The sequence below is a fragment of the Arthrobacter sp. 9MFCol3.1 genome (assembly GCF_000620385.1).
Classification (GTDB): Bacteria; Actinomycetota; Actinomycetes; order Actinomycetales; family Micrococcaceae; genus Arthrobacter.
Genome location: NZ_JIBJ01000006.1, coordinates 209820 through 236720 on the forward strand (window position 1 = coordinate 209820; position 26901 = coordinate 236720).

Genomic DNA, 26901 nt, shown 5'->3' on the forward strand with positions numbered 1-26901 from the left:
TTCCTGCCCTGTTCCGGATTGTCCGCGGGACAATCCCTGCGGCGGGCGCCGCTTCTAGTCTGTTGCCGATCGCCTGACGGACTCCCAGAGGGCGTCCACCCAGGGCAGGTTGGCCGGGTCTTGTGCTGATGCTGCACCCGCGGCGCCACCGGACTGCGCGGCAGGAAGATCGCTGCCGAATACCCAGTAGCCCGTCTCTCCGGGCATAACCATGTTAATGCGGTCGCGGGCCTGCTGTTTCACATAGTTGGGATCCTGCCACCGCGACACCTGGCGTTTGAGGTCCTCCTGCTTGGTCTGCTTGGCCGCGATGTCGGCCTGCAGGGCGGCGATTTCGGCGCGTTTGTCCAGGAAGATCTTGACCGTGGGGGCCAGCAGAATGGTGATGGCAATCATGACCACGCCCAGGGCAAGCAGCCGGCCCGAGAACGCTTTGGCGGGCACGGGGTCGAGGGACTCGTCCGGACCCCCTGCGGCGGTCCGGTTCGGGATCTTGCCGCCGGTATTCCCGTCGGCCTTGCCGGCGGGGCGGGTCGCGGGCTTTGCCGGTGCTCCTGCCGGGGCTGCTGCGGCACGGGGTTTGGCCGGAGCAGCGCCGGAACCGCCGGGGGCCGGCCTGCCTGTGGGGGCCGACGCCCGGGGCGAGGCAGGCGCAGCACCGGCCGGCGTCGCCGCCGCGCCGCTGCGGGCGCCGCCGAAGTCCGCCTGGATGACCTCGCCGCCGTCGGCTGCTGCCCCCGGACCTGCGGCCGCAGGCTTGGCGGCAGGCGTAGCCCGGGGAACATTGGGGCGTCGGGTAGCCATGTCACTCCTTCAAAAGCGGACCAAAAACAGAACCGGTGGCCATGGTCTTTCAACCATAGCCACCGGTTACCGGTTTTCGCGGCTAACTAGCCTTTGAAACGCGGGAAGGCGCTGCGGCCGGCGTAGCGTGCGGCGTCGTCGAGTTCCTCTTCGATGCGCAGCAGCTGGTTGTACTTGGCCACGCGCTCGGAGCGTGCCGGGGCACCGGTCTTGATCTGTCCCGCGTTGGTGGCAACGGAGATGTCAGCAATGGTGGTGTCCTCGGTTTCGCCGGAGCGGTGCGAGGTGATGGTGGTGTAGCCGGCACGCTGGGCCAGCGACACGGCGTCCAGGGTCTCGGTCAGGGAACCGATCTGGTTGACCTTGACGAGCAGCGAGTTCGCGGTCTTGGTGTCGATGCCGCGCTGCAGGATGGCCGGGTTCGTGACGAAGAGGTCATCGCCCACGAGCTGGACCTTGTCGCCGATGGTGTCGGTGAGGGTCTTCCAGCCTTCCCAGTCGTTCTCATCCAGCGGGTCCTCGATGGAAACGAGCGGGTAGTCGGCTACGAGCTCGGCGTAGTAGGCGCTCATCTCGGTGGCGGAAAGTGCCTTGCCTTCGAACTGGTACGCGCCGTCCTTGAAGAACTCGGAGGAGGCGACGTCCAGGGCCAGGGCGATGTCCTTGCCCGGGGTGTAGCCGGCGTTCTTGATGGCTTCCTGGATCAGGTCCAGGGCGGCACGGTTGGACGGCAGGTTCGGCGCGAAGCCGCCCTCGTCACCCAGGCCGGTGGAGAGGCCCTTGGCCTGCAGGACGGACTTGAGGTTGTGGTAGACCTCGACGCCCCAGCGCAGGCCTTCGGAGAAGGTCTCGGCGCCGATCGGGACGATCATGAATTCCTGGATGTCCACGTCGGAGTCGGCGTGCGAGCCGCCGTTGAGGATGTTCATCAGCGGCACGGGCAGGACGTGCGCGTTGGGCCCGCCCAGGTACTTGTACAGCGGCAGGTCAGCAGAGGCGGCGGCGGCGTTGGCCACGGCCAGGGACACGCCCAGAATGGCGTTGGCGCCGAGCTTGCCCTTGTTGGGGGTGCCGTCCAGGTCGATCATGGCCTGGTCGATGCTGCGCTGGTCGGTCGCGTCGAAGCCGGTCAGGGCCGGGGCGATCTGGTCGATGACCGCGTCGACGGCCTTCTGGACGCCCTTGCCGAGGTAGCGGCCCTTGTCGCCGTCGCGAAGTTCAACGGCCTCGTGCTCGCCGGTGGAAGCGCCGGAGGGAACCGCTGCGCGGCCGATCTGGCCGTCCGAGAGCAGGACTTCAACTTCTACGGTCGGGTTGCCACGGGAATCGAGGATTTCGCGGGCGTGGATGGCATCGATAAGCGCCATGGATATGCTCCTTTGGGTGAAGCGATCTGCAGGGAATCTGACTGCTTGGACTCTGGCTGTACATCAAGCTGAAAAAGCCGACGTCGTCGTCGCTACTAGCGTAGTCGAGAGCGGGATAAGTTACGGAAACCTATCCAATCCCCGGACGTCATGATGGCGATGCTGGTGTGCCGCACCTATCGTGCCGACTCTAGTGCCCGCGCTATTGTGCCGATGGCCCGGGGCCGGCACTGTCCTGGAACCGGCGCAGGGCGCCGCGGAGGGCGCGTTCGGCGTCGAGCCCGCCGGCCCGGGCAGCGGCCACGATCCCGAACAGCAGGTCGCCGAGTTCCTCCTCGGCGGCCGGGAGGTCGACGGCGGTTTCGGCGGCAGCCGCCGCCATACCCGCCCGCTCGGCGCGGTCCAGGAGCTTTTGCGCCCGGGCGAGGGCGCCAAGGGAGGCGGGAACGCCGTCGAAGACGTGCCCGCGTTCGGGTTTCTCGGCTTTCTTGACGGCATCCCATTTCAGGACGATCTCCTCCACCGTTGCCGGGAAGGAATCCTGCAGCGAGCCGTCGGGCCGGAAAACGTGCGGGTTGCGCCGGATCATCTTGGCCCTCAGGCCGCGGGCGACGTCGCCCAAGTCAAAGGCGCCGCGTTCCTCGGCGAGCCGGGCGTGGAGAACCACCTGTAAGAGGACGTCCCCCAGTTCCGACTGCAGTTCCTTGTCGCCGGCGCCGGTCTCTATGGTCTCGGCGACCTCGTAGGCCTCCTCCAGGAGGTACTCCACGAGCGACTCGTGGGTGAGGGCACCCATCCAGGGGCAATGCTCGCGCAGGGCCGCAATCGTCCCCAGCAGCTCCCCCACCTCGCAAGCTCGGCCGGGGACCCCTGCCGCTGTGGGCCCAACAAGCCCCTGGATGGGTGTTGTGTCCTCGTTAGCCAAGATCGGCGTAGGCCTCGTTGATGTATTCGACCAGTGCTTCCTTCTCCTCGAGGGGCAGGAAGGCGGCCTCGGCAGCGTTCAGCGTCAGCTCCAGCAGGTCATCGAGGTCGTAGTCGAACGTCTCGACCAGGAGTTCGAACTCGTCGGTCAGCGTCACGCCGCTCATGAGCCGGTTGTCGGTGTTGATGGTGACGTTGAAGCCGAGCTGGTAGAGCATGTCCAGCGGGTGGCTTTCAATGCCCTCACCGAAGCCGGCAATGGCGCCGGTCTGCAGGTTGGAGGAGGGGCAGATCTCCAGGGCGATGCCGCGGTCGCGGACCCAGCTGGCGAGCTCGCCCAGGGTCACCATGCCGATGGTGTCGTTGACTTCGTCACCCTCGGCGTCTTCGTCCTCTTCGAATTCGATCGTGACGTCCTCGGCGATCCGGACGCCGTGGCCCAGGCGCAGGGCCCGGCCGTCGACGAGCGCCGACTGGATGCTTTCCAGGCCGGCGGCTTCGCCGGCGTGGACGGTGGCCGGGAAGTTGTGCTGGGCCAGGTAGGTGAAGGCGTCCTTGAATCGGGACGGCAGGAACCCGTCCTCGGCGCCGGCGATGTCGAAGCCGACGGCGCCGTTGTTGCGGTGGCGGACCGCCAGTTCGGCGATCTCCTGGCCGCGGTCGGCGTGGCGCATGGCGGTGATGAGCTGGCCCACCTGGATATCGCGGCCAGTCTCGGCCACGGCGTCCACGCCGGCTTCGAGGCCCGCCTGCACGGCTTCGACCACGTCGTCCAGGCTCAGGCCCTTCTGCAGGTGCTGCTCGGGCGCCCAGCGCACTTCGCCGTACACGACGCCGTCGTCGGCCAGGTCTTCGACGAATTCCTTCGCGACGCGGAACAGGCCCTCCTTGGTCTGCATCACGGCGATGGTGTGGTCGAAGGTCTCGAGGTAGCGGACCAGGGAGCCGGAGTCGGCGGACTCGCGGAACCACTCCCCCAGCGCGACGGGGTCCGTGGACGGCAGCGTGTGGCCGACAGCCTCAGCAAGTTCAATGATGGTGGCCGGGCGGAGTCCGCCGTCCAGGTGGTCGTGAAGGGAAACCTTGGGAAGGCCCTTCAGGTCGAAGTCGAGGTCAGGGGCAGCGTCAGGAATAGTCTCAGTCACGTTCCAACCATAGGGTCGGAGCGCGCGGGACGCTACTTTCTGCCGGCCTCGGCATCACCGGAGGCGATCATCGGTGCAGGAACCGCGGCGCCCGCTTGGTGGGTGGGCCCGCCGTCGAGCCATCCGTCCACGACCTCGGCGTCGTGGCGGCCCAGGCGTTTGTGCCACCAGCGCAGGAGGTGGTCGATGAGGACACCGAGCACAATGGCGAACACCACCGCGATGCCCGCGCTGAGCAGCGGGTTGTGGTGCAGCCACGGGAAGGAACTGGCCAGGACGCCGATGCCGATCGAGTAGGTCACCCAGGTGAGGCAGGCGAAGGCGTCCAGCAGGAAGAATCTCCGGTGCGGGAACGCCGTCGTGCCTGCCACGTAGTTGACGGCGACGCGGCCCCAGGGGATGTACCGGGCGGTGAAGATCAGGACGGCGCCGCGCTTCTCAAGTTCGTAGTGTGCCCAGCCGAAGACCTTCTGGACCTTTGGCTTGCGCATCCAGCGGAACCGCTCGAGGCCAATCTTGCGGCCGAGCATGTAGGCCATGTTGTCGCCGGCCATGGCTCCCACGAGCGCCGTGAGGCCCAGGATCCACAGGTTGGGCTGGCCGCTGTGCACGGAGTACGCCGCCAACGCAACGATCAGGGTCTCGCTGGGGACCACCATCGCGAAGCCGTCCACGAAGAAGAAAACCAGCAGGAGTGGGTAGATCCACCACTGGCCGGCGGCATGGAGCACGGCCTCGTTAATGAACTCCATGCAGGTGGTGCTCCTTGATGACTGGGAACGGACAACTAAGCCGTAACATACTCGCGATGACAGTGGGTAGAACCATGGACGAAACTTTGCACGACGTGCGGCCAACAAACGTGACCCAAATCGCTCCTAAGTGTCCCATGGGCAGGGCCAATCCGCCTAGGACTCGACGGGGGGCACGGAATGCGTCGGTTCCTCCGGCGCCCGGCCGCGCACCCTGCTGATCACGCGGTCCAGGACGACGCCCAGGACGACGGCGCAGACGATCGCAATGGCCGCGCCCAGCACGTGGTTCTTCTCAAACCACGGACCAACAGTCAGGCCGATCCCCACCGAGTAGCCGGCCCACAGCAGCGCCGAGAGCACCGTCAGGCTGACGAATCTGCGCCACGGGTAGTGGGTGGCACCGGCGGTCAGGTTTACGGCCACCCGTCCGATCGGGACGAAGCGCGCCACGAGGATCAGTGAGGCGGGCCGTTTCCGCAGTTCCCGGCCGGCCCAGCGGAAGGCCGCCTGCATGCGCGGGCCGCGCTGCCATCCCCAGCGCCGGGTTCCGGTCCCGCGGCCGATCAGGTAGGCCATGTTGTCGCCCACTAGTGCCCCTGCGGCAGCCGTAGCGATCAGGAGCAGAGGGCTGGGGACGCCCGCGGTGGCGGCGACTGCAGCCAGGCCCACCACCACCGATTCGCTCGGAATCGGGGGGAAGAAGCCGTCGATCACGCAGCAGGCAAAAACCAGGACCAGGACCCAGGGTTGCCCTGCGGCGGCGAGGATGAAGTCGTTGATTGCCTGCACAGCTTCCTAACGCGCGGCGGGGCCAGATCGATCCAAGCGCAGGCTCGGCCGGAGCCGGGCCTGCGCTTGACGGGTACTGCTGTGGAGTCAGTGTACCGGCCGGCCTCCGCCGTCGTTGCCCTATCACGTACGGCTGTTATCCCACGGGTTGGGGACCAGAAGTGATAGGGCAACGGGCTTAGGCGATGCGGTCGATGATGAGCTTCTGGGCGGGCCGGGAACCCTCGGGAGCGATCACGGCGGCGTGTTCGAGCGCTTCCTTGGCACGCTCGAACTTCTCCGGCGTGTCCGTCAGGAGGGTCATGAGCGGTTCGCCCGCCTTGACCGTGGCGCCGGGCTTGGCGTGCATCCGCACCCCGGCACCGGCCTGGACCTGGTCCTCCTTGCGGGCGCGTCCGGCGCCGAGCCGCCAGGCAGCGACGCCGACAGCCATCGCGTCCAACTCCACCAGGACGCCGTCGGCCGGGGCGTAGATGACCTCGGATTCCCTGGCGACCGGGAGCTTGGCACGCGGGTCTCCGCCCTGGGCCTGGATCATCCGGTTCCAGACGTCCATGGCCCGGCCGTCCCGGAGCGCTGCCCGGGGATCGGCGTCGCGGATGCCGGCGCACGCCAGCATTTCCTCCGCGAGCCGGACGGTGAGTTCGACGACGTCGTCCGGGCCTCCGCCGGCGAGGACCTCCACGGATTCCTCGACCTCGATCGCGTTGCCCGCGGTGAGGCCCAGGGGCGTGTTCATGTTGGTGAGCAGGGCCACCGTGTTGACGCCGGCGTCCTTGCCCAGGGCCACCATGGTTTCTGCCAATTCGCGGGCGCGGGCCTCGTCCTTCATGAACGCGCCGCTGCCCACCTTGACGTCGAGCACCAGCGAGCCGGTGCCCTCGGCGATCTTCTTGCTCATGATCGAGGAGGCGATCAGCGGGATGGCCTCCACGGTCCCGGTGACATCGCGGAGCGCGTAGAGCTTCTTGTCCGCCGGGGCCAGTCCGGCGCCGGCCGCGCAAATGACCGCGCCGACGTCCTGGAGCTGGGCCATCATTTCCTCGTTGCTCAGGGCCGCACGCCAGCCCGGGATGGCTTCGAGCTTGTCCAGGGTGCCGCCGGTGTGGCCGAGGCCGCGGCCCGAGAGCTGCGGCACCGCCACACCGAACACCGCCACCAGGGGCGCCAGCGGCAGGGTGATCTTGTCCCCGACGCCGCCGGTGGAGTGCTTGTCCGAGGTCGCCTTCACGCCGCCGTCGGGCCGGCGCAGGCTGGAGAAGTCCATCCGCTCGCCGGAGGCGATCATGGCCGCCGTCCAGCGGGAGATTTCGGCCCGGTCCATGCCGTTGAGCAGGATGGCCATGTTCAGGGCGGCCATCTGTTCGTCGGCGATGGCGCCGCGGGTGTACGCGTCGATCGTCCAGTCGATCTGGGCCGGGCTGAGCACACCCTTGTCCCGCTTGATGCGGATGATGTCGACGGCGTCGAACGCTTCAGTGTTGTTGGGATTCTGTGTCGTTTGTGTCACCGGGGTTCCTCCAGGTGTTGGGGGCCAAAGGCATCGGGAAGGACCTGGTCCATGGTCTTGATTCCCTGCGTGGTCATGAGCTCCATGTCCGGAGCCCGGAATTCGTAGAGCAGCTGGCGGCAGCGCCCGCACGGCATGAGGACATTCCCGCCGGCGTCGACGCAGTAGAAGGCGCGGAGCAGTCCCCCGCCCGTCATCTGCAGGTTGCCCACCAGAGCGCACTCGGCGCACAGAGTCAGCCCGTAGCTGGCGTTTTCGACATTGCAGCCGCTGACGATCCGCCCGTCTCCGGTGAGGGCCGCGGCCCCCACCGGAAACTTCGAGTACGGCGCATAGGCGTTCTTCATGGCGGACACTGCCGCGGCTTCGAGTGCTGCCCAGTCGACGTCGGTGCTGTCCATTCTCAGCCCTTGATGTACGGTATGCCGTCGGCGGCCGGCGGCCGGGAGCGGCCGACGAGGCCGGCCACGGCAAACACGGTCACCACGTACGGCAGCATGGCCATGAACTGGCTGGGCACCGGGGTGCCGATGATCGTCACGATGCTCTGCAGGTTGTCGGCGAAGCCGAACAGCAGCGCGGCGAAGAACGCCCCGATCGGGTTCCAGCGGCCCAGGATCATGGCGGCGAGGGCAATGAAGCCGCGCCCGCCGGAGATTTCCTTGGTGAAGCTGTCGATCGCCACGAGGGTGAAGAACGATCCGCCGATCCCGGCGACGGCGCCGCCGAGCGTGACGTTCCAGAAGCGCGTCGCGTTGACTTTGATGCCCAGGGTGTCGGCCGCCTGCGGGTGCTCGCCCACGGCACGGACGCGCAGGCCCCACTTCGTCTTGAACAGCGCGACCCAGATCACGATGACGGCCACGTACATCAGGTAGCCCACCACGGACTGCTTGAAGAGGATGGGCCCGATCACGGGGATGCCGGACAGGACCGGGATGTCGATGATGGGCAGTTCGCCGGGTGAGTTGTACTTCTCGGGATCGGACTGCATCACGGTGCTGAACAGGAAGCCGGTGAGCCCGGAGACCAGGACGTTGAGCACGACGCCGACGATGATCTGGTTGACCACGTACTTGATGGCGAACAGCGCCAGCACCATCGAGACGAGGGCGCCGGCCACGGCCGCCGCGACCAGGCCCAGGTAGGGGTTGTGGGTCACGCTGGCGACGAGCGCGGCCGTGAAGGCTCCGCCCAGGAGCTGGCCCTCGATGGCGATGTTGACCACGCCGGCCCGTTCGCACAGCACACCGGACAGTGAGCCGAAGACGATCGGCACGGCGAGGGTCACGGAACCGGCGATGAGGCCGGCCAGCGAAATGCTGGGGGTCCGGGCGCCGCCGACCACCCAGATCAGGAAGGCGACCACGAACACGACAGTGAACACGGCCGGCAGCCAGCGCGGGGGCCGCCGGTTCGCTCTTGCCTTCAGGACCAAGGCGTAGCCCGCGAGGACCAGCAGGATCAGGGAGAGCACAATGCCGGACAGGAACGCGGGAACCTCGATCGCGGGGAGCTGGAAGAAGTCGCCGCCGGAGGAAATGCCGAACTTGGCGGTTCCCTGCGGGCCCAGCAGTCCGAAGAAGATGAACGCGATGGTGGCCAGCACCATCAGCGTGACCGGCAGCTTCCAGGTTACGGGCTTGGCGGACACCGCCGGCTTGTGGTTCTTCTCCGGCTGGGGTTTTCCTTCAACGGGCGAGGTTGCTGTTGTGCTCATGCGGCACCTCCGGTGGTTGCGGCCTGCTTGGTTTTGCCGGTGGTTGCGGCCTTCTTCTTGCGCGGGTTGAGCCCAAAGATCGCCCGGACCAGGGGCGGCGCCGCGATGAACAGCACGATGAGCGACTGGACCACGAGCACGATGTCGATCGGGGTTCCGGTCTGGATCTGCATCTGGACGGCGCCTGCGCGGAAAGCTCCGAACAGCAGGCCGGCGGCAAAGGTGCCCCACGGCGACGACCGTCCCAGCAGCGCGACCGTGATCGCGTCAAAGCCGTAGGATGCCGCGACACCATCGGTCAGGACCTTTTCGGTGCCTGCCACCTGCGCCACGCCGGCCAGGCCGGCCAGGCCACCGGCAATGGTCATCACCAGGATCGTGGCCCGGGAGACGTTGATGCCGGCCGTCAGGGCCGCCTTGGGGTTCGCCCCGACGGCGCGGAACTCGAACCCAAGGGTGGAGCGGTTCAGCAGCCACGAAACAAAGAAGGTGGCCGCAATGGCCAGCAGGAAGCCCACGTGCAGCCGGTACTGGCTGCCGAAGAGCAGCGGGTACACGGCGTTGGGGTCCAGGATCGGGGAAATCGGGGTGGTCTCTCCCGGACGCTGGAACAAATCCGTGTCGAGCAGGTAGCGCAGGAAATAGAGCGCGATGTAGTTGAACATGATGGTCACGATGACCTCGTGGGCGCCTGTCCGGGCTTTGAGCACACCAACGATGCCGCCCCAGACGGCGCCGCCGACGACGCCGGCCACCAGGACCAGCAGCAGGTGCAGCCCCAGCGGCAGGTGCAGCGCGAAGCCGACCCACGAGGCGAGGATGCCGGCCATGATGATCTGGCCCTGCGCACCGATGTTGAACAGACCCGCGCGGAAGGCCAGGGCGACGCCGAGGCCCGCGGTGATCAGCGGAGTGGCGATGGTCAGCGTCTCCATGAGGGGGGCGAACTGTCCGGCCACACCGTTCCCGCGGGGGTTGAAGACCGCGCCCTGGAAGAGGGCGACGTACGATTCGGTGGCGGCGGACCAGACGGCGGTGAGGAAGTCACTGGGCCGGGCAAAGAGATAGCCCGCCGTGGTACCGACAACCTTGTCCGTCATGGCGATGAGCAGGCCGCCCAGGATCAGTGCCAGCAGCACCGCCAGGATGGTCACGATGCCGTTGCCGGTAAAGATCTTGCGCAGCAGCGACTCCTCATCCGGCGCACCGGGAAGGGATCCGCTCTGGGTGGAGACCGGAACGGCCGATGGCTGGTGGGCACCGCCCGCGGTGTCCAGCACGGTGACGAAGTCTGCATCGTCCTCGAGCGGCTCAGGCTCCACGTCCGTGGTCTGCGATGCCGGAAGCCGGTCCGGGTCCGGTGCGGCCGCGGGCCGCGGCTCGGTGTTCTCACTCATGGGGGTCTCCTACGGCGCCGGAGCCGGGCTCCTGCACGGACGGGGCGGCGGTGGCCGGGTTCGTGGCCGGCTTCGTTGCGGGGGTGCCGGCGGGGGTGCCGGCCGGGTTTTCTGCTGCGTTCGCGGCCGGGTTTTCAGAAAGGGATCGAGCGGGGTGCCTGCCCGCGGCGTCGGCCTGGGCCTCGTCCGGGGATACCCCGGCCATCATCAGGCCCAGGACGTCGCGCCCGGTGCCGGCCGGGACGATCCCGACCAGCCGGCCCTTGTACAGCACGGCAATCCGGTCGGCGAGTTCAATCACCTCGTCCAGTTCGGTGGAGACGATCATGACGGGCGTGCCGTGGTCCCGCTCCGCGACGATGCGCTTGTGCAGGAACTCGATGGAGCCCACGTCCACGCCGCGGGTGGGCTGGGAGGCGATGAAGAGCCGCAGCGGCCGGGAGAGCTCCCGGGCCATGACGACCTTCTGCTGGTTGCCGCCGGACAGGGTTCCGGCTGCAAGTGAGCCGGACGGGGTGCGGACGTCGAATTCTGCGATCCGGGTCTTGGCGTTCTCCAGGACCTTGGCCGGGCTCATGCTGATGCCCTTGGCGAACGGCGCCTGGTCGTAGCGGTCCAGGATCAGGTTCTCGGCGATGGAGAACGTGCCGATCAGCCCGTCGAGGGAGCGGTCTTCCGGGACGAACCCGACCCCGGCGTTGAGGACCTCCTTGACGCTGCGGCCCACGAGTTCTTCGCCGTCGAGGGCGATCGAGCCGTGGACCCTCTCGTGCAGGCCCAAAATGGCCTCGGTGAGTTCCGTCTGGCCGTTGCCCTGGACGCCGGCGACCGCGAGGATCTCGCCGCGGGCGATTCCGAAGCTGATGCCGTCCACTACGTGCTGGCCGTTGGGGGCGATGACGGTGAGGTCCTTGACCTCGAAGGTGGTCTCCTGCGGATTGGCGGGAGCCTTGTCCAGGGTCAGGCTCACGGCCCGGCCCACCATCATGGACGCCAGCTCGGTGGTCGAGGCGCCGGGATCGGCCGAGCCCACTACCTTGCCGCGGCGGATGACGGTGATGGTGTCCGAAACGGCCTTGACCTCACGCAGCTTGTGGGAAATGAAGACGATCGAGGTGCCGTGGCTCTTGAGCTGGCGCATGATGTCCAGCAGCTCATCGGTGTCCTGCGGGGTCAGCACGGCCGTGGGCTCATCGAGGATGAGCACCTTGGCGTCGCGGACCAATGCCTTGATGATCTCCACGCGCTGCTGCACGCCCACGGGGAGGTCTTCGATCAGCGCGTCGGGGTCGACGTCGAAGCCATACCGGTCGGAGATCTCCCGGATTTTCCGGCGCGTGTCGTCGAGGTCCAGGAATCCGCCGGTCTTGGTGGTCTCCGCTCCCAGGGCGACGTTCTCCGCGACGGTGAAGACGGGGACCAGCATGAAGTGCTGGTGCACCATGCCGATACCCGCCGCCATGGCGTCTCCCGGGCCGCGGAACGTGACCGGTTTGTCGTCAATAAGGATTTCGCCCTCTGTGGGCTCGTACAGTCCGTAGAGGACGTTCATCAGCGTGGACTTGCCAGCGCCGTTCTCACCGAGCAGACAGTGAATCTGCCCGGGTTCAACAACCACATCGATGTGATCGTTCGCTACCAGGGAGCCGAAGCGTTTGGTAATGCCCTTGAGTTCAAGTTTCAAAACTCTGACCAATCTCGAGGTGTCCGGAAGGCTTGGTCCGGACGCGTAGGGGCGCTGCAGCACCAGCTTAGTGCCTGGGGTCTGGGGCACTAAGGGCCGCAACGAAAAGCGCCACAGCCCGTGCGGTGGTGACCGGACGGGCCGTGGCGCTTAGCGGAGGAAGTTAGGCTTTCGGGCTGGCTGCAGATTCAACCTTGAGCTTGCCGTCGGCGATGTCCTTCTTGATCTGGTCCAGTTCGGACTTCAGTTCGGCCGGAACCTGGGAATCCATGTCGTGGAACGGGGCCAGCTGGACGCCGTCGTTCGCGAGGGTGCCGATGTAAGGCTTGTTGGTGAACTGGCCGTCCTTGTCCTGCTTGACGACCGTCTCAACGGCCTCGCCCATCTGCTTCATGACGGAGGAGAGCATGATGTCCTTGTAATCCGGTGCCGTGAGGAAGCCGTCGGAGTCAACCCAGATGAGCTTGACGTCCTTGCCTGCTGCCTTGGCTTCCTGCAGGGCCGCGCCGGCACCCTTGCCGACCGGACCGGCGACGGGCATGACGATGTCGGCGCCCTGGTCCAGGAAGTTCTGGGTGAACTGCTTGCCCTTGTCCTGCTTTTCGAAGTCGCCGGTGAAGGAGCCGTCCTGCTTGGCCTTGTCCCAGCCAAGAACCTTGACGTCCTTGCCCTTCTTCTCGTTGTAGTACTTCACGCCGTCGGCGTAGCCGTCCATGAAGATGGTGACCGTGGGGATCTTGATGCCGCCGAACGTGGCGACCGTCCCGGTCTTGGTGGTGCCTGCTGCGAGGTAGCCGGCCAGGAACGCGGCCTGGGCCGTGTCGTAGATGATCGGCTTGACGTTGGTGATCGGGGTTTCGTAGCCGAAGTCAATGATGGCGAAGTGCTTGTCCGGGTTCGCGGTGGCCTGGGCCTTCGTTGCGTCGCCGAGCAGGAAGCCGACCGTGATGGTCAGGTTGCAGCCGGCGGAAACCATGGCGCGCAGGTTCGGTTCGAAGTCGTTGTTGGTCTTGGACTCGGCTTCGTTCGTCTTGATGCCGAGATCCTTCTCGGCCTTCTTCAGGCCCTCGTAGGAAGACTGGTTGAACGACTGGTCGTCGAATCCACCCGAGTCGGACACGATGCAGCCCGTGTAGTTGCTTGCAGTGTTGGTGGCGGTGCTGGCCTCCGGGGCAGCTCCGCAGCCGGTCAGCAGGAGTGCAGCCGCGCCCGCGGTGGCGACGCCGGCCATTGATCCGCGCTTGAAGGTGGCACGCAGAGAGTTCTTCAATTTTCCTCCAGGAAGAAAGAGTAGGCGCTACGACGGAAGTTCAATGAGTGTCTGTCGGCGGTGTTCCGCTGATCTCTGTTGTCACTGATGGATTTCGCAGCACTGCGCCGAGGCGCACTGATGCAAGCTACTGTAGTGGCCTGCGCCACGTCCCGATAACACAGGTCCCGGCGAATGCCCAGATTGTTGAGAACTTGTTACCTAGTGGTAGCCGGGCACCGTGCCAGCGGAGGTGCACATACGCCTCCGGCGCCGGTCCCCGAAGGAAACCGGCGCCGGAGGCGTCGTGCAGGCACGGCGTTTGCTGGTGTCCAGTTACAGCCGGACGAGCATCTTGCCGGTGTTGGCGCCGTCGAGCAGGTCCATGAAGGCCTGCGGGGCGTTGTCCAGCCCGTCCACCACCGTCTCGTCGTAGCGGACCGTTCCGTCGGCCAGCCAGGCGGACATGGTCTCGACAAATTCGGCCATGTGCTGCCAGTAGCCGCCCACCAGGAAGCCCTTGAGCGTCAGCTGTTTGCCGATCGCCAGCATGAGGTTCCGCGGCGCCGGCGTCGGTTCGGTCGCGTTGTACTGGGCGATGGCCCCGCACATGGCCACCCGGCCACCGACCGTGAGGGAGGACAAGGCTGCCTCGAGGTGCTCGCCGCCGACGTTGTCGAAGTAGACGTCGATCCCGCGCTCACCAGCGGCCGCGGCAAGTTGTTCCGCCACCGGGCCGTCGTGATAGTTGAAGGCGGCATCGAAACCGAGTTCGAGCAGCCGGGCCACCTTTTCCGGCGAGCCGGCGCTGCCGATCACCCGGGACGCGCCCATGGCCTTGGCGATCTGCCCCACGAGCGAGCCGACCGCGCCGGCGGCGCCCGAGACGAACACGGCGTCGCCGGGCTTGAATTCCGCGACCTTCAGCAGCCCCGCGTAGGCGGTCAGCCCGGTCATGCCGAGGGCGCCGAGGAATGCTGACGCGGGGGCCAGATCAGTGCGCGCCACCGTGGTGGCCGCGGCATCGACGACGGCGTATTCGCGCCAGCCGAGGCCGTGCACCACCGTGTCGCCTACAGCGCGGCCTTCGGCCCGGGACGCGATGACTTCGCCGACGGCGCCGCCGTCGAGTGCGGCATCCAGCGCAAACGGCGCGGAGTAGGACTTGACGTCGTTCATCCGCCCGCGCATGTACGGGTCTACCGAGATGTAGAGGTTGCGGACCAGGACCTGTCCGTCCTGCAGTTCGGGCAGCGCCGACTCGGCGAGGCGGAAGTTCGCCGGCACCGGGCGGCCGTGCGGGCGGGACGCCAGCTGGATCTCGCGGGTGGCGGCGGGAAGGGTGCGAGTTTCGGTGGTGTTGCTCATGCGGCTACCTCCAGGATGGTGATGTCGACGGCGATGTTGCCGCGGGTGGCGTTGGAGTACGGGCAGATCTGGTGGGCCTTGGCCACCAGGGCCTCGGCGGTGTCCCGGTCCACGGCGGGCAGGGCGATCTCAAGCTCGGCGGCCAGGCCGTAGCCGGCACCGTCCTCGAGTGCGCCGAAGTGGATCTTGGCGGCGACGGCGGAGTCCGTCAGGTCGGCACGCTCCTTGCGTCCCACCAGGCGCAGTGCGGAGTGGAAACACGCGGCGTAGCCGGCGGCAAAGAGCTGCTCGGGGTTGGTGCCCTCGCCGTCACCGCCGAGTTCGACCGGGCTGGCCAGGGTGACGCTCAGCTTGCCGTCCTTGCTGACGGCGGTGCCGTCGCGGCCTTCGCCGGAGGCCAGGGCCTCTGCTGTGTAAAGGGTCTTCATGGGGTTTCCGTTCTGTCGGCGGGAAGTCTGAGCAGGTATGGGCCCAGCGGGGTGCCCGGCAAGGGCCCGGTATGGGGTCCTCGTGGGAAGGATTAGGGGTAGGTCCAGTGGGTGGGCCTAGTGGGAGGCGTGGAGCGCGCTCGTCAGCCGGGCCAGGGTGTCGCGGAGCTGGTCCAGTTCCGCGGCGGTGAGCCCGGCGGCGTCCGCCAGGCGCTGCGGGATGCCGCCGGCCTTGGCGCTCAGGGCGGCGCCGGCGTCGGTCAGGAAGATCTCCACACGGCGCTCGTCCTCGGCGGAGCGGCGGCGCTGGACGAGGCCGAGCGCTTCGAGCCGCTTGAGCAGGGGCGAGAGCGTGCCGGAGTCCAGGCCCAGCTCCTCTCCCAGTTCACGGACGCTGCGCGGCTCAGCTTCCCAGAGCACCAGCATGGCGAGGTACTGCGGGTAGGTCAGGCCGAGCTCCTCGAGCATGGGCCGGTAGGCGGCCGTGGCGGCGCGCGAGGCCGAGTACATCGCAAAGCACACCTGCCGGTTCAGGCGGAGCGCTTCCGGCCCGGCCTTGCGGGCTTCCTCTGGCGTAGTCATAGCTCCACCGTACGGCACAATTCGGTTGCGTGCAATTCAGTTGTGCACAACTGAATTGCCGAATGGGAACCGCCAGCCGGCGCGCAGGGGCCAAACGCGGCAGGAATCAGCCGGATTTCCCATGTTCGCAGGGCCCGGCGGCGTGTCGGCCCGCGCCGCGGGCGTGTCCCGGCGTCGCGCCGGCGAAGGTGGGGAAACTCCGCGCCCGCCCGGGCCGTCGGGCGCAGCCCGGGCCGGTGGGCGCAGCGGGGCGGGTGGGCCGCGGGCGGAACGGTTTAGAGGTCGCGGATGGTGCGCAGGGCCGCCGCCGTGAGCACCTGGATGCCCAGGCCCAGCGCCCGCTCATCGACGATGTAGTCGCCGCGGTGGAGGTCGTACTCTTCCCCGCCCGGCGTCTTGGTGCCGAGGCGCATCATGGCGCCGGGGGTGTCGGCCAGGAACCAGGCGAAGTCTTCCCCACCCATGGACTGCGGGGTCAGGACCACGGCGCCCTCGCCGATTTCGGCGCGGGCCGCGGCCTCGATCAGCGCGGTCTCGTGCTCGGAGTTGACCACCGGCGGGACGCCGCGGGTGTGTTCCAGGTGGACGTCGACGCCGTAGGGCTCGGCGACCTGCCGGATGATGTCGTCGAGCAGCTCGCCGGCGTCGTGCCAGGCGTCGCGGTCCAGGCAGCGCATGGTCCCGGCCATGTAGCCGCTGCCGGGGATGGCGTTCGGGGCCGAGCCTGCGGAGATCTGGCCCCAGACCACGGACACGCCGCTGCGGACATCGACGCGGCGCGAGAGCACGGCGGGAACATTGACCGCGATCTGCGCCAGGGCGAAGACCAGTTCCTCGGTCAGGTGGGGGCGCGAGGTGTGGCCGCCGCGGCCGGAGAGTTCGATCTTGATGGTGTCCGAGGCGGAGGTGATGGCCCCGATCCGCGTGCCGATCTTGCCGATCTCGATCCGGGGGTCGCAGTGCAGCGCCAGGATGCGCGGCACGCCGTCCAGGACGCCCTGTTCGATGCATGAGGTGGCGCCGCCGGGCATGGTTTCCTCGGCTGGCTGGAAGATGATCCGGACCGTCCCGCGCAGCGGGGATACCTCGTGCATGCGCTGCAGGACCAGCGCGATCCCGAGCATGGTGGTGGTGTGGACGTCATGGCCGCAGGCGTGGGTCACGCCGTGGTTCTTCGAGGCGAACTCAAGGCCCGTTTCCTCGATGATCGGCAGGGCGTCGATGTCCCCGCGCAGGGCGGTGGCGATGGGACCCTGCCCGACGTCGACCGTCAGGCCCGTGCCCTCGAGGCGGCGCGGTTTGAGCCCGGCTTCCTCGAGCCGTTTCGCCAGCTTGTCGGTGGTGCGGAATTCCTTGAACGAAAGTTCCGGATGCGCATGGAGGTCGCGGCGGAAAGCAATCAGCTCCGGCAGGAGGGGCTCCAGCCACGGCCCCACGAGAGTCGTGGGCTCAGCTTCAGTCGAATAGTTGCGCACGGAATAACTCTATCGAGCGGCCAAAGAATAGCGGCATCGGGTACGGCGCGTTACGGATTGCTGAACATTACGCAGGCCGTGATCCGCTCCCATCCGGCTACAGGACGTCGGTGTCGCCCTTGGCCTTGATGGCGTCCACGGCCTGCTTGACCCGCTGTGAGTGTTCCTTGGTGGTGACCAGCAGGGCGTCCGGGGTGTCAACGATCACGACGTCCTTGATGCCGATCAGGGCGATCACCCGCTTGGTATCGGAGACCACCACGCCGCTGGCGTTCTCGGTGAAGACGCGTGCGCCCTCGCCCAGGACCGTGACCTCGTCGACTTCCTTGGCGCTGTTGAGCCGGCCCACGGAGGCAAAGTCCCCGACGTCGTCCCAGAGGAACGTTCCGGGCACCACGGCGACGTCGCCGGCGGCGGCTGCGGGCTCGGCAACGGCGTAGTCAATGGCGATCTTGGGCAGCGTGGGCCAGACCCGGGCGGTGACGGCGTCGCGCTCCGGGGTGTCCCAGGCTTTGGCGATTTCCTGGAGTCCGGCGAAGAGTTCGGGCTGGTTGGCTTCGAGGTGCTTGAGCATCAGCGAGACCGGGGCCACGAACATGCCCGCGTTCCAGACATATTCGCCGCTGTCGACGTACTCCTGGGCCACTTCCTCGCTGGGCTTCTCCACGAACTCCACGACGGACTGCGCGCTGGGCGCGTCGGGGATGTGCAGGTTCGCGCCGGAACGGATGTAGCCGAATCCGGTGGAGGGGTGGGTCGGCTTGATGCCGATGGTGACGATCTTCCCCGCGGCCGCGGTGTAGACGGCCTCACGGACGGCGTCCTGGAAGAGGTCGTCCGGGCTGATGACCTGGTCCGCGGCGAACGAGCCCATGATGATGTCCGGGTCCCGCTCGTGGAGGATCGCCGCGGCGAGGCCAATCGCAGCGCCGGAGTCCTTGGGTTCGCTTTCCAGGACGAGGTCGGCTTCCAGGACCTCAGGCAGCTGGCGGCAGACGGCTGCCCTGTGGGCGGAGCCGGTCACCACCAGCACGTGCTTGCCGGCGACGGGCTGGAGGCGGTCATAGGTCGCGCGCAGCAGAGTGCTGCCCGAGCCGGTGAGGTCGTGAAGGAATTTCGGGGCTGCTGCCCGTGACAGGGGCCAGAGGCGGGTCCCCACCCCGCCCGCCGGAATGACCGCAATAAAACGGTCCAGCGGTGAATCCTGGCTTGTCACTTTGTCTGTAGTCATCACGGCTACTTTAGCCGACGGCGGCCAATTCGGCCCGAATTGGGCCCGGATCAGGCCCTGCCGATGCCCGCAACCACGGCTAAATGTGGCGTTCGTCTCAAATCGGACGCAAAACCGCGCCGGGGCCTGTCAACAAGGGGTTCCTAAATTGAATAAGCTGTGAGCGAAGCCTAGATTTAGGCTTGAGCTTACGAGTGCTCTCGCAGCAGGCGTTCCCCCCGCGTGGATCCCATGCCAGCGCCGCTGTGTTGCAGGGAGGTTTATTCAGTGCCGACAAAACCAGCTGGCACCTTGTACCGCGGCCGTGAAGGCATGTGGTCCTGGGTTGGACACCGCATTACCGGTGTAGTGATTTTCTTCTTCTTGTTGGTCCACGTGCTGGACACCTCATTGGTGCGTGTGTCCCCCGAGGCCTACACCGCAGTGATTGGTGCCTACAAGAACCCCCTCATGGCCCTGGGTGAAACGGGCCTTGTCGCGGCGATCGTGTTCCACGCCTTCAACGGCCTGCGGATCATCGCCGTCGACTTCTGGAAGAAGGGTGCCAAGTATCAGCGTCAGATGCTCTGGACGGTCCTGGGCCTCTGGGTCGTCGTCATGGTCGGCTTCTCCATCCGCCACCTGTCCCTCGCCCTTGGAGGTCACTAAGCCATGACTGCAACCATTCAAAGCCCGCGCAGCGGAAAACCCAGTAGTGGAAAACCCAGTAGCGGCAAGATCCAGCCGAAGTACCGCCGCACCGGCGGCTCCAAGGGCAACTTCGAGATGCTCGCCTGGCTCTTCATGCGCCTCTCCGGCGTCGTGCTGGTGGTGCTGATCTTCGGCCACCTGACCGTGAACCTCCTGGTCGGGGAGGGCATCCACGCGATCGACTTCGGCTTTGTGGCCGGCAAGTGGGCCGATCCGTTCTGGCAGTTCTGGGACCTGGCCATGCTGTGGCTCGCCATGCTGCACGGCACCAACGGCGTCCGCACGATCATCAATGACTACGCCGAGAAGGACGCAACGCGCCTTTGGCTGAAGATTGTGCTCTACGCGGCCACCACGGTCATCATCATCCTGGGCACCCTGGTCATCTTCACGTTCGATCCTTGCCCCGTGGCCAACGGCGTCCAGCTTCCCGGCGGCTTCTGCCCCGCGCCATAGGGGCTCAGCCGTAACGGCGGAACCGCCGCGGACCGCAGCCCGTCCGGGCAGGAACCGGCGGTCCGTCACGGCAACTGATCTTGCCTGCCGAGCGCAGGCGCAGATTGCACGAGACTTCACCGGGCAGGCGCGGCCTGCCGGTGGTTTATAGCGAATTTTGAGAGAAAGAGCGTCTGGTATGCAGGTCCATAAGTACGACGTCGTGATCGTCGGTGCCGGTGGCGCCGGGATGCGCGCGGCGATCGAATCAGGTCAGCGCGCCCGAACAGCAGTACTGACCAAGCTCTACCCCACCCGGTCCCACACCGGCGCGGCGCAGGGCGGCATGTGTGCAGCCCTGGCGAACGTCGAGGAAGACAACTGGGAGTGGCACACCTTCGACACCATCAAGGGCGGCGACTACCTGGTTGACCAGGACGCCGCCGAGGTCATGGCGAAGGAAGCGATCGACGCCGTCCTGGACCTGGAAAAGATGGGCCTGCCGTTCAACCGCACGCCCGAGGGCCGCATTGACCAGCGCCGTTTCGGTGGCCACACCCGCGACCACGGCAAGGCACCGGTCCGCCGTGCCTGCTACGCCGCCGACCGCACCGGCCACATGATCCTGCAGACCCTGTACCAGAACTGCGTCAAGCACAACGTCGAGTTCTACAACGAGTACTACGTTCTGGACCTGCTGACCGTCGAAGAGGACGCTGTCCGCGAGGACGGCACACCGTACAAGCAGAAGCGCGTTGCCGGCGTCGTGTCCTACGACCTCGCCTCCGGCGAACTGCACGTCTTCCAGGCCAAGTCCGTGGTGTTCGCCTCCGGCGGCGCCGGCAAGGTCTTCAAGACCACCTCCAACGCCCACACCCTGACCGGTGACGGCATGGGCATCGCGTTCCGCCGGGGCATCCCCCTGGAGGACATGGAATTCTTCCAGTTCCACCCGACCGGCCTGGCCGGGCTGGGCATCCTGCTCTCCGAGGCCGCCCGCGGCGAAGGCGCGATCCTGCGCAACTCCGAGGGTGAACGCTTCATGGAGCGCTACGCGCCCACCATCAAGGACCTCGCCCCGCGCGACATCGTGGCCCGCTCCATGGCCAACGAAGTCCGTGAAGGACGCGGCTGCGGCCCGAACAAGGACTACGTCCTCCTGGACCTGACGCACCTTGAGCCTGCGCACATCGATGCCAAGCTGCCGGACATCACCGAGTTCGCCCGCACCTACCTGGGTGTGGAGCCGTACACGGAGCCGGTTCCGGTGTTCCCGACGGCGCACTACGCCATGGGCGGCATCCCCACGAACATCAGCGCCGAGGTCCTCCAGGACAACGACACGGTGGTCCCGGGCCTCTACGCCGCCGGCGAGGTCGCCTGCGTCTCCGTCCACGGCTCCAACCGCCTGGGCACCAACTCGCTGCTGGACATCAACGTGTTCGGCAAGCGCGCCGGCATCGCCGCCGCCGAGTACGCCAAGACCGCCGACTTCGTGGAACTCCCCGCTGACCCGGAGGCCTACACGCTGAACCTGCTGGACCACGTCCGCACCTCCGACGGCACCGAAAAGGTCGCTGCGATCCGCAAGGAACTGCAGGACACCATGGACGCCAACATGCAGGTGTTCCGCACCGCCGAGACGCTGAACCAGGTCCTGAAGGACATTGCCTCCTTCGAGGAGCGGTACCAGCGCATCAGCGTCCAGGACAAGGGCAAGCGCTTCAACCTGGACCTGCTCGAGGCCGTGGAGCTGGGCTTCCTGCTCGAGCTCGCCAAGGTCATGACCGTGGCGGCCCTGCACCGCGAGGAATCCCGCGGCGGCCACTTCCGCGAGGACTTCCCCGAGCGCGACGACGAAAAATTCATGAAGCACTCCATGGCGTACAAGGATGACCACGCCCCTGCGGACGGAGCTGCGGGGACCGCAAAAACAACAGCCGGCATCCGGCTTGCCACCAAACCGGTGGTCTTTACGCGCTACGAGCCGATGGTGAGGAAGTACTAAGATGAGCGCTGAACTCGCTGAGCCAGCATCCAAGATCGAACTGCCCGCCGGCGTCGGCGGCGGCGGGGAAATCCCGTCCTTCGACGTCACCCTGCGCGTGCGCCGCTACAACCCCGAGGTCTCCGAGGACGCCACGTGGGATGACTTCAAGGTCACCATGTACGGCACCGACCGTGTCCTGGACGCCCTGCACAAGATCAAGTGGGAGATGGACGGCAGCGTCTCCTTCCGCCGTTCCTGCGCCCACGGCGTCTGCGGCTCCGATGCCATGCGCATCAATGGCCGCAACCGCCTCGCCTGCAAGACGCTGCTGAAGGACCTGGACACGTCCAAGCCCATCACGGTCGAGCCGATCAAGGGCCTGCCGGTGGAGAAGGACCTGATCGTGGACATGGAGCCGTTCTTCCAGTCCTTCCGCGAAGTCATGCCCTTCCTGATCAACCGCGGCCACGAGCCCACCAAGGAACGCCTGCAGTCCGCCGAGGACCGCGAGCGGTTCGACGACACCACCAAGTGCATCCTGTGCGCCGCGTGCACCTCGTCCTGCCCGGTGTTCTGGACCGACGGGCAGTACTTCGGCCCGGCGGCGATCGTCAACGCGCACCGCTTCATCTTCGATTCCCGCGATGACGCCGGCGACATGCGCCTGGAGATCCTCAACGACAAGGAAGGCGTGTGGCGCTGCCGCACCACCTTCAACTGCACCGAGGCATGCCCCCGCGGCATCCAGGTCACGCAGGCAATCGCTGAGGTCAAGCAGGCCATCCTGTCCCGCAAGGTCTAAGGCCCGGTTCCACCGGCCCGGCTTCACTTTCAGTAATTACCGACGACGGCGCCTCTCACCTTCCGGGTGGGGGCGCCGTCGTCGTTTCCGCCCGCAATGATCCGCCCTCACATGAAAGGGGACGCCGTGTCCCGCTCAGAAAAAGTCTCGTTCCAGGGTTCCACCGGCGAACTGCTCTCCGGCGTGCTGGACCTGCCGGAGGGCCCGGTCAAGGGCTGGGGCGTGTTCTCGCACGGCTTCACCCTGGGCAAGGACAGCCCCTCGGCATCGCGGATGTGCAAGGCCCTGGCGGACAACGGCGTGGGGATGCTCCGGTTCGACAACCTGGGGCTCGGCGAGTCCGCGGGAATGTGGTCGGAGGGGTCCTTCAGCCACAAGGTGGCCGACACCGTCAAGGCCGCCGAATTCATGCGGGACTCGGACCGGCGGGTTTCCCTGCTGGTGGGCCACTCTTTCGGCGGCGCGGCCGTTCTGTCCGCCGCACGGCAGATCCCGGAGCTGAGGGCCGTGGCCACCGTGGGTGCCCCCTTCTCCCCCAAGCACGTGGCCCACGTCTTTGACGCGGCCCTGGACCGGATCCTGAGCGAGGGAAGCGCGGAGGTGGACCTCGGCGGCAAGCGGGTGGAGATCCGCCGGCATTTCGTGGAGGACCTCGAGAACGCGGACCTGACGGACTGCATCCGGCAGCTGCACAAGCCGCTCATGGTGCTGCACTCCCCCACCGACAACACGGTGGGAATCGAAAACGCCAGCACCATCTTCCAGACGGCACGCCACCCGCGCAGCTTCGTCTCGCTGGAGGGCAGCGACCATCTGCTGACCGGCAAGGGCCAGGCGGCCCGTGCGGCGAAGATTATTTCGGCATGGGCCGACCAGTACCTCGACGCCTGAACGCGGCGGCCAGCGGCCTGCGGCGGCCCCGCTGTTCGACCGGCGTTTTGCCCGGCTGGACGCGCCGGGCACCCCAGCCGGTGCTCGCCGCGGCGGGGCCGGCCTTGAGGTCTTCCTCCCGGATCGCCACCCAGGCGGCACAGATCACGTAAACCTGGCTGACCAGGTTGAACCAGATCAACAGGCCGATGATGATGGCGAAGGGCGCCAGGATGGGGTTCTTGCCCGCGCTGGCCAGCAGCTGGGTGCTGAAGATCTGCAGGATGGTGGTGCCCACCGCCGCGAGGGTGGTCCCTTCCAGCAGGGAGCGCCGGGCCGGCTTCAGCCCCGCAGCCACCCGGTACATGATCAGGGCGGTTCCCCAGCCGAGCAGCAGCGGCACGAGGATCGTGACGGAGGTCGTCAGCGGCCCGGCGACTAACGGCTCGAGGCCCAGTTGCTCGGTAACCCATCCGGCGGCCGTGCCGAAGATCAGCGAGGCTGCGGAGCTGACTACCAGGGCCACCCCCATCAGCAGCAGCGTGCCGACGTCCTTGAGTATCTGCAGGATCGGATTCATCACCAGGGGGCCAAGCTGCATCATGCTCCGAGTACCGTCGCGGATGCCGCTGATCCAGCCCAGGGCCGTGAACACCGTCACCACGGCGGCGATTCCGGCGGCCCAACCCAGGCTGGTGGGGTTGAGCAGCTCATAGGGGTCAACCAGCCCCTCGCTGCCGTCGACCTGCAACAGGCCCGGCGCAGCGGCGGCCACACTCTTGATGACCTGGTCCAGCAGGGCCGGATGGTCGCTGAGCACGAGCCCGGCCAAGGACAAACCGGTGGCCAACAGGCCCGTGATGGAGAAGAACATCCGGAAGCCAATGCCGGCACTCAACAGCGGGCCACGCTGGCGGAGGTAGTGCGAGTATACGCGCAGGGGCAGCAGCATGTTCAGCCGGGCCAGGAACCAGTTCATCATCGCCATCAGGGACGCGATCGTCCCGCCGCCGGAGCGCCGAACCCTGCCCCACTCGACCCTCTTGCGGATGACTTCCAGTTTCAGCCCGGCCAGATCGGTGGGGAGCGGCGGCTTATCGGGCGCCTGCGGTGCCGTCCGGGCCTCTGTCGTGGTCAGGTTTGGTCCCAAAATCAAGCTCTTCCCGTAGCTGCCAGATGCCGTTGTCATCGTGCTCGTAAAGACCCATGCTAGCGACCGGAAACGTGGCCCTGTAATCCTTCAGGACCGTTTCGGCCTCGTCGAGGCTTTCCGGGGCGACGTCATGGGCCACGGTAACGTGCGGGTGGTAGCCGAAAGGCAATTCCCGCTCCAGCGGGCCGGACTGCAACTGGCGGTGCAGGTTCACGCAGTCCCCGAAGCCGTCCTCGACGTTCAGGAAGACCACCGGGGACACCGGCCGGAAAGATCCGGTCCCCGCGATGGTCACCGTGAAGGGCTCCTGCCGCCGGGCCACGTCCCGGACGTGGCGCTGGGTCGCGGCCCAGTCCTGCGTCATGGTGGTGGTGACCAGGGTGATGTGTGCCGGGACGACGGCGGCCATGGGGTCCCCGAAGGATGCCCGCCAGCGCTGGAGCTCCTCAGCGATGTCCGCCGGGAACCTCAGGATCACACCGATGCTGATGCCTTCGCTGCGCTGTCCGTTCGACGTGGCGGCTTTCGCGGTGACTTTGCTGACGGAGGACATTGACCTAGCGGACTCCCTGGGCGCCGGCGTAGGGCAGGAACCCCACCTTGGCGTAGACGTCGCGCAGAGTGAGCGAGGCTATCTCCCGGGCCTTGTCCGCGCCGAGGCCCAGCAGCCGGTCCAGCTCCGCGGGATCGTCCAGCAGCTCCTTGGCCCGGTTCCGGATCGGGGTCAGGTGCTCCGTGACCACCTCGGCGAGGTCCGCCTTGAGGTGGCCGTACATCTTGCCCTCATAGGCGGTGACGAGGGCGTCGACGCTCTGCCCGGTGATCGAGGAGTAGATGGTCAGCAGGTTGGACACGCCCGGCTTCGCCTCCCGGTCGAACCGGATTTCGGTCTCAGTGTCCGTCACGGCGGACTTGATCCGCTTGGCCGTGACCTTGGGCTCGTCCAGCAGGTTGATCAGCCCTGCCGGTGATTCCGCAGACTTGGACATCTTGGCGGTGGGGTGCTGCAGATCGTAGATCTTCGCGGATTCCTTCTGGATGAAGGGCTGCGGCACCGTGAACGTGTCGCCGAAGCGGGAGTTGAACCGCTGGGCCAGGTCGCGGCTGAGCTCCACGTGCTGGCGCTGGTCCTCGCCCACGGGGACACCGTGCGGCTGGTACAGGAGGATGTCCGCTGCCTGCAGGATCGGGTAGGTGAACAGCCCGACGCTGGCATGGTCTGAACCCTGTTTGTGCGCCTTGTCCTTGAACTGGGTCATCCGGGACGCCTCGCCAAAGCCCGTGATGCAGTTCAGGACCCACGCCAGCTGGGCGTGTTCGGGCACCTGGGACTGGACGAAGAGCGTGCACTTGTCGACGTCGACGCCGCCGGCAATGTACTGCGCGGCCGTGACCCGGGTGCGGTGCGCCAGCTCGGCCGGATCCTGCGGAACGGTGATCGCGTGCAGGTCCGGGATGAAGAAGATGGCGTCGTACTCGTCCTGCATCTGGACCCAGTTCACGAGGGCGCCGAGATAGTTGCCCAGGTGCAGGGAGTCGGCGGAGGGCTGCATGCCGGAGAGGATGCGGTGCCGGGCCGCGGTGGCCGCAGAGGCGTCCTTCGCGGTGGCAGTCGCAACGTCGGGGGCGACGCCGGCCTGGGTCACAGTGGTCGCAGTTGAAGTGGTGGTCATTCGTAGAAGCCTTAAGACTAGAGCCGGTAGTCCACTACCAGCGGGGCGTGGTCGGAGAAGCGTGTGTCCCAGGACGCGGCCCGGTCAACAACGGCTGACACTGCGGCAGCAGCGAGAGCGGGCGTGGCCATGTGGTAATCGATGCGCCAGCCGGTGTCGTTGTCGAAGGCCTGGCCCCGTTGCGACCACCAAGTGTAGGGGCCGTCGACGTTACCCGCCAGGCCCCTGTGAACATCCTTCCAGCCGATTTCCTCGCCGAAGAAGCGGTCAAAATACGCCCTCTCCTCCGGCAGGAAGCCGGCCCGTTTGACGTTGCCCTTCCAGTTCCTGATATCCAGCTCCGTGTGGCCGACGTTGAGGTCGCCCACCACCAGAGCGTGGTCACTGTGTTTGGCGAGTTCGGGCAGCCGCTGGAGCATGACGTCGAGGAAACGGAATTTGTCGTCCTGCTTGGGGGTGCCGGCCTCGCCCGAGTGCACGTAGGCGCTCACGACGGTCAGCTGTGAGGCCTGCCCGTCGGCGTCCCGCACGATGTAGTCCGCCTCGACCCAGCGTCCGGCCGTGGCGAAGAAGTCATCGCCGATCCCCACCCGGGTGGCCTGCGGCTCTTCCCGGGATGCAATGGCAACGCCGGCCCGGCCCTTGGCCTCGGCCTCGGCGTGGAGAATGTACCAGCCCTCGCCGAGCAGTTCCTCGACGATCGCGTCCGGCGCGCGGACCTCCTGAAGGCACAAGATGTCCACCTCGCGCGGTTCAAGCCATTCCGCCATGCCCTTCTTGTAGGCGGCACGAAGGCCGTTGACGTTGACTGACGCGATGCGAAGGTGGTCCTTCTTCAATGCCGAGCTCACCCGATCCAC

General features: G+C 66.9%; 26 protein-coding genes. 5 read left to right on the forward strand and 21 right to left on the reverse strand.

Annotated features, from left to right (window positions below; translation table 11 throughout):
- Positions 1-54: 54 nt before the first annotated feature.
- The 17 genes from C560_RS0108055 to C560_RS0108135 all read right to left on the reverse strand — a co-directional run bounded on the left by C560_RS0108055 (position 55) and on the right by C560_RS0108135 (position 18428).
- Entirely contained in the window at positions 55-804 is a 750-nt protein-coding gene (locus C560_RS0108055; protein WP_026537806.1) for an FtsB family cell division protein, read from the reverse strand.
- An 86-nt stretch (positions 805-890) separates the two neighbouring features.
- A complete protein-coding gene (gene eno / locus C560_RS0108060; RefSeq protein WP_018774732.1) occupies positions 891-2171 on the reverse strand; it encodes a phosphopyruvate hydratase in 1281 nt (426 codons plus the stop codon).
- A gap of 202 nt (positions 2172-2373) precedes the next feature.
- Complete coding sequence (locus C560_RS0108065; RefSeq protein WP_026537807.1) at positions 2374-2967, reverse strand: MazG nucleotide pyrophosphohydrolase domain-containing protein; 594 nt, start codon at positions 2965-2967, stop codon at positions 2374-2376.
- Between the two features lie 121 nt (positions 2968-3088).
- On the reverse strand, positions 3089-4240 hold the full coding sequence (locus C560_RS0108070) for an adenosine deaminase (RefSeq protein WP_026537808.1): 1152 nt from the start codon (positions 4238-4240) through the stop codon (positions 3089-3091).
- Positions 4241-4272: 32 nt separating this feature from the next.
- Positions 4273-4992 (reverse strand): DedA family protein, encoded by a 720-nt coding sequence (locus C560_RS0108075; protein WP_026537809.1) that lies wholly within the window; start codon positions 4990-4992, stop codon positions 4273-4275.
- 156 nt (positions 4993-5148) lie between these two features.
- Positions 5149-5784, reverse strand: coding sequence for a DedA family protein (locus C560_RS0108080; protein WP_026537810.1), 636 nt, complete (start codon positions 5782-5784; stop codon positions 5149-5151).
- 178 nt (positions 5785-5962) lie between these two features.
- On the reverse strand, positions 5963-7294 hold the full coding sequence (locus tag C560_RS0108085; protein WP_026537811.1) for a thymidine phosphorylase: 1332 nt from the start codon (positions 7292-7294) through the stop codon (positions 5963-5965).
- Complete coding sequence (locus tag C560_RS0108090) at positions 7291-7695, reverse strand: cytidine deaminase (RefSeq protein ID WP_018774738.1); 405 nt, start codon at positions 7693-7695, stop codon at positions 7291-7293. The genes C560_RS0108085 and C560_RS0108090 overlap by 4 nt, the downstream gene beginning before the upstream one ends.
- Positions 7696-7697: 2 nt before the next feature.
- On the reverse strand, positions 7698-9014 hold the full coding sequence (locus C560_RS0108095) for an ABC transporter permease (protein ID WP_026537812.1): 1317 nt from the start codon (positions 9012-9014) through the stop codon (positions 7698-7700).
- Positions 9011-10411 (reverse strand): ABC transporter permease, encoded by a 1401-nt coding sequence (locus C560_RS0108100; protein ID WP_026537813.1) that lies wholly within the window; start codon positions 10409-10411, stop codon positions 9011-9013. The genes C560_RS0108095 and C560_RS0108100 overlap by 4 nt, the downstream gene beginning before the upstream one ends.
- The gene (locus C560_RS0108105) at positions 10404-12095 is read right to left on the reverse strand and encodes an ABC transporter ATP-binding protein (protein WP_026537814.1); all 1692 of its coding nucleotides are present in this window, start codon (positions 12093-12095) and stop codon (positions 10404-10406) included. Before C560_RS0108105 ends, C560_RS0108100 begins: the two co-directional genes overlap by 8 nt.
- A gap of 163 nt (positions 12096-12258) precedes the next feature.
- The gene (locus tag C560_RS0108110) at positions 12259-13365 is read right to left on the reverse strand and encodes a BMP family ABC transporter substrate-binding protein (protein WP_026537815.1); all 1107 of its coding nucleotides are present in this window, start codon (positions 13363-13365) and stop codon (positions 12259-12261) included.
- A gap of 315 nt (positions 13366-13680) precedes the next feature.
- Positions 13681-14712: an NADP-dependent oxidoreductase gene (locus tag C560_RS0108115; RefSeq protein ID WP_026537816.1), complete on the reverse strand. Its 1032-nt coding sequence runs from the start codon at positions 14710-14712 to the stop codon at positions 13681-13683.
- Positions 14709-15140 (reverse strand): organic hydroperoxide resistance protein, encoded by a 432-nt coding sequence (locus C560_RS0108120; protein ID WP_026537817.1) that lies wholly within the window; start codon positions 15138-15140, stop codon positions 14709-14711. Before C560_RS0108120 ends, C560_RS0108115 begins: the two co-directional genes overlap by 4 nt.
- A gap of 117 nt (positions 15141-15257) precedes the next feature.
- The gene (locus tag C560_RS0108125; protein ID WP_051533053.1) at positions 15258-15722 is read right to left on the reverse strand and encodes a MarR family winged helix-turn-helix transcriptional regulator; all 465 of its coding nucleotides are present in this window, start codon (positions 15720-15722) and stop codon (positions 15258-15260) included.
- A 275-nt stretch (positions 15723-15997) separates the two neighbouring features.
- Entirely contained in the window at positions 15998-17197 is a 1200-nt protein-coding gene (locus tag C560_RS0108130) for an amidohydrolase (RefSeq protein ID WP_026266654.1), read from the reverse strand.
- A gap of 97 nt (positions 17198-17294) precedes the next feature.
- Positions 17295-18428, reverse strand: a complete 1134-nt coding sequence (locus C560_RS0108135; protein WP_026537818.1) for a mannose-1-phosphate guanylyltransferase — start codon at positions 18426-18428, stop codon at positions 17295-17297.
- 267 nt (positions 18429-18695) lie between these two features.
- Here C560_RS0108135 and sdhC point away from each other — a divergent pair, with 267 nt between their 5' ends.
- From sdhC to C560_RS0108160, 5 genes are all read left to right on the forward strand, one after another.
- Positions 18696-19076, forward strand: a complete 381-nt coding sequence (sdhC, locus tag C560_RS0108140) for a succinate dehydrogenase, cytochrome b556 subunit (RefSeq protein ID WP_079553238.1) — start codon at positions 18696-18698, stop codon at positions 19074-19076.
- A gap of 3 nt (positions 19077-19079) precedes the next feature.
- Positions 19080-19574, forward strand: coding sequence for a succinate dehydrogenase hydrophobic membrane anchor subunit (locus C560_RS0108145; RefSeq protein ID WP_026537819.1), 495 nt, complete (start codon positions 19080-19082; stop codon positions 19572-19574).
- A gap of 178 nt (positions 19575-19752) precedes the next feature.
- Positions 19753-21561 carry a succinate dehydrogenase flavoprotein subunit gene (gene sdhA, locus C560_RS0108150; RefSeq protein ID WP_026537820.1) on the forward strand — a complete coding sequence of 603 codons (1809 nt, stop codon included), beginning with the start codon at positions 19753-19755 and terminating at the stop codon, positions 21559-21561.
- Between the two features lies 1 nt (position 21562).
- Entirely contained in the window at positions 21563-22345 is a 783-nt protein-coding gene (locus tag C560_RS0108155; protein WP_026537821.1) for a succinate dehydrogenase iron-sulfur subunit, read from the forward strand.
- Positions 22346-22471: 126 nt separating this feature from the next.
- Positions 22472-23236: an alpha/beta hydrolase family protein gene (locus C560_RS0108160; RefSeq protein ID WP_026537822.1), complete on the forward strand. Its 765-nt coding sequence runs from the start codon at positions 22472-22474 to the stop codon at positions 23234-23236.
- Here the strand turns inward: C560_RS0108160 and C560_RS21430 are convergent.
- From C560_RS21430 to C560_RS0108180, 4 genes are read right to left on the reverse strand one after another with little or no spacing between them, the layout of a single operon-like run.
- Complete coding sequence (locus C560_RS21430; protein WP_026537823.1) at positions 23199-24365, reverse strand: YihY/virulence factor BrkB family protein; 1167 nt, start codon at positions 24363-24365, stop codon at positions 23199-23201. The genes C560_RS0108160 and C560_RS21430 overlap by 38 nt on opposite strands.
- Entirely contained in the window at positions 24310-24921 is a 612-nt protein-coding gene (locus tag C560_RS0108170) for a 2'-5' RNA ligase family protein (RefSeq protein WP_026537824.1), read from the reverse strand. The genes C560_RS21430 and C560_RS0108170 overlap by 56 nt, the downstream gene beginning before the upstream one ends.
- Before the next feature lie 4 nt (positions 24922-24925).
- Entirely contained in the window at positions 24926-26041 is a 1116-nt protein-coding gene (gene trpS, locus C560_RS0108175; RefSeq protein ID WP_018774755.1) for a tryptophan--tRNA ligase, read from the reverse strand.
- Positions 26042-26058: 17 nt separating this feature from the next.
- Positions 26059-26892 (reverse strand): exodeoxyribonuclease III, encoded by an 834-nt coding sequence (locus C560_RS0108180; RefSeq protein ID WP_026537825.1) that lies wholly within the window; start codon positions 26890-26892, stop codon positions 26059-26061.
- Positions 26893-26901 lie beyond the last annotated feature (9 nt).

Excerpts from the sequence above, each read along its gene's own strand:
- C560_RS0108065 (WP_026537807.1), bottom strand. The coding sequence starts at position 2,967 with ATGGGTGCCCTCACCCACGAGTCGCTCGTGGAGTACCTCCTGGAGGAG.
- C560_RS0108125 (WP_051533053.1), bottom strand. The coding sequence starts at position 15,722 with ATGACTACGCCAGAGGAAGCCCGCAAGGCCGGGCCGGAAGCGCTCCGC.
- C560_RS0108100 (WP_026537813.1), bottom strand. The coding sequence starts at position 10,411 with ATGAGTGAGAACACCGAGCCGCGGCCCGCGGCCGCACCGGACCCGGAC.
- C560_RS0108120 (WP_026537817.1), bottom strand. The coding sequence starts at position 15,140 with ATGAAGACCCTTTACACAGCAGAGGCCCTGGCCTCCGGCGAAGGCCGC.
- trpS (WP_018774755.1), bottom strand. The coding sequence starts at position 26,041 with ATGACCACCACTTCAACTGCGACCACTGTGACCCAGGCCGGCGTCGCC.
- C560_RS0108075 (WP_026537809.1), bottom strand. The coding sequence starts at position 4,992 with ATGGAGTTCATTAACGAGGCCGTGCTCCATGCCGCCGGCCAGTGGTGG.
- C560_RS0108115 (WP_026537816.1), bottom strand. The coding sequence starts at position 14,712 with ATGAGCAACACCACCGAAACTCGCACCCTTCCCGCCGCCACCCGCGAG.
- C560_RS0108135 (WP_026537818.1), bottom strand. The coding sequence starts at position 18,428 with ATGACTACAGACAAAGTGACAAGCCAGGATTCACCGCTGGACCGTTTT.
- C560_RS0108095 (WP_026537812.1), bottom strand. The coding sequence starts at position 9,014 with ATGAGCACAACAGCAACCTCGCCCGTTGAAGGAAAACCCCAGCCGGAG.
- C560_RS0108170 (WP_026537824.1), bottom strand. The coding sequence starts at position 24,921 with ATGTCCTCCGTCAGCAAAGTCACCGCGAAAGCCGCCACGTCGAACGGA.
- C560_RS0108155 (WP_026537821.1), top strand. The coding sequence starts at position 21,563 with ATGAGCGCTGAACTCGCTGAGCCAGCATCCAAGATCGAACTGCCCGCC.
- C560_RS0108055 (WP_026537806.1), bottom strand. The coding sequence starts at position 804 with ATGGCTACCCGACGCCCCAATGTTCCCCGGGCTACGCCTGCCGCCAAG.
- eno (WP_018774732.1), bottom strand. The coding sequence starts at position 2,171 with ATGGCGCTTATCGATGCCATCCACGCCCGCGAAATCCTCGATTCCCGT.
- C560_RS0108090 (WP_018774738.1), bottom strand. The coding sequence starts at position 7,695 with ATGGACAGCACCGACGTCGACTGGGCAGCACTCGAAGCCGCGGCAGTG.
- C560_RS0108145 (WP_026537819.1), top strand. The coding sequence starts at position 19,080 with ATGACTGCAACCATTCAAAGCCCGCGCAGCGGAAAACCCAGTAGTGGA.
- sdhA (WP_026537820.1), top strand. The coding sequence starts at position 19,753 with ATGCAGGTCCATAAGTACGACGTCGTGATCGTCGGTGCCGGTGGCGCC.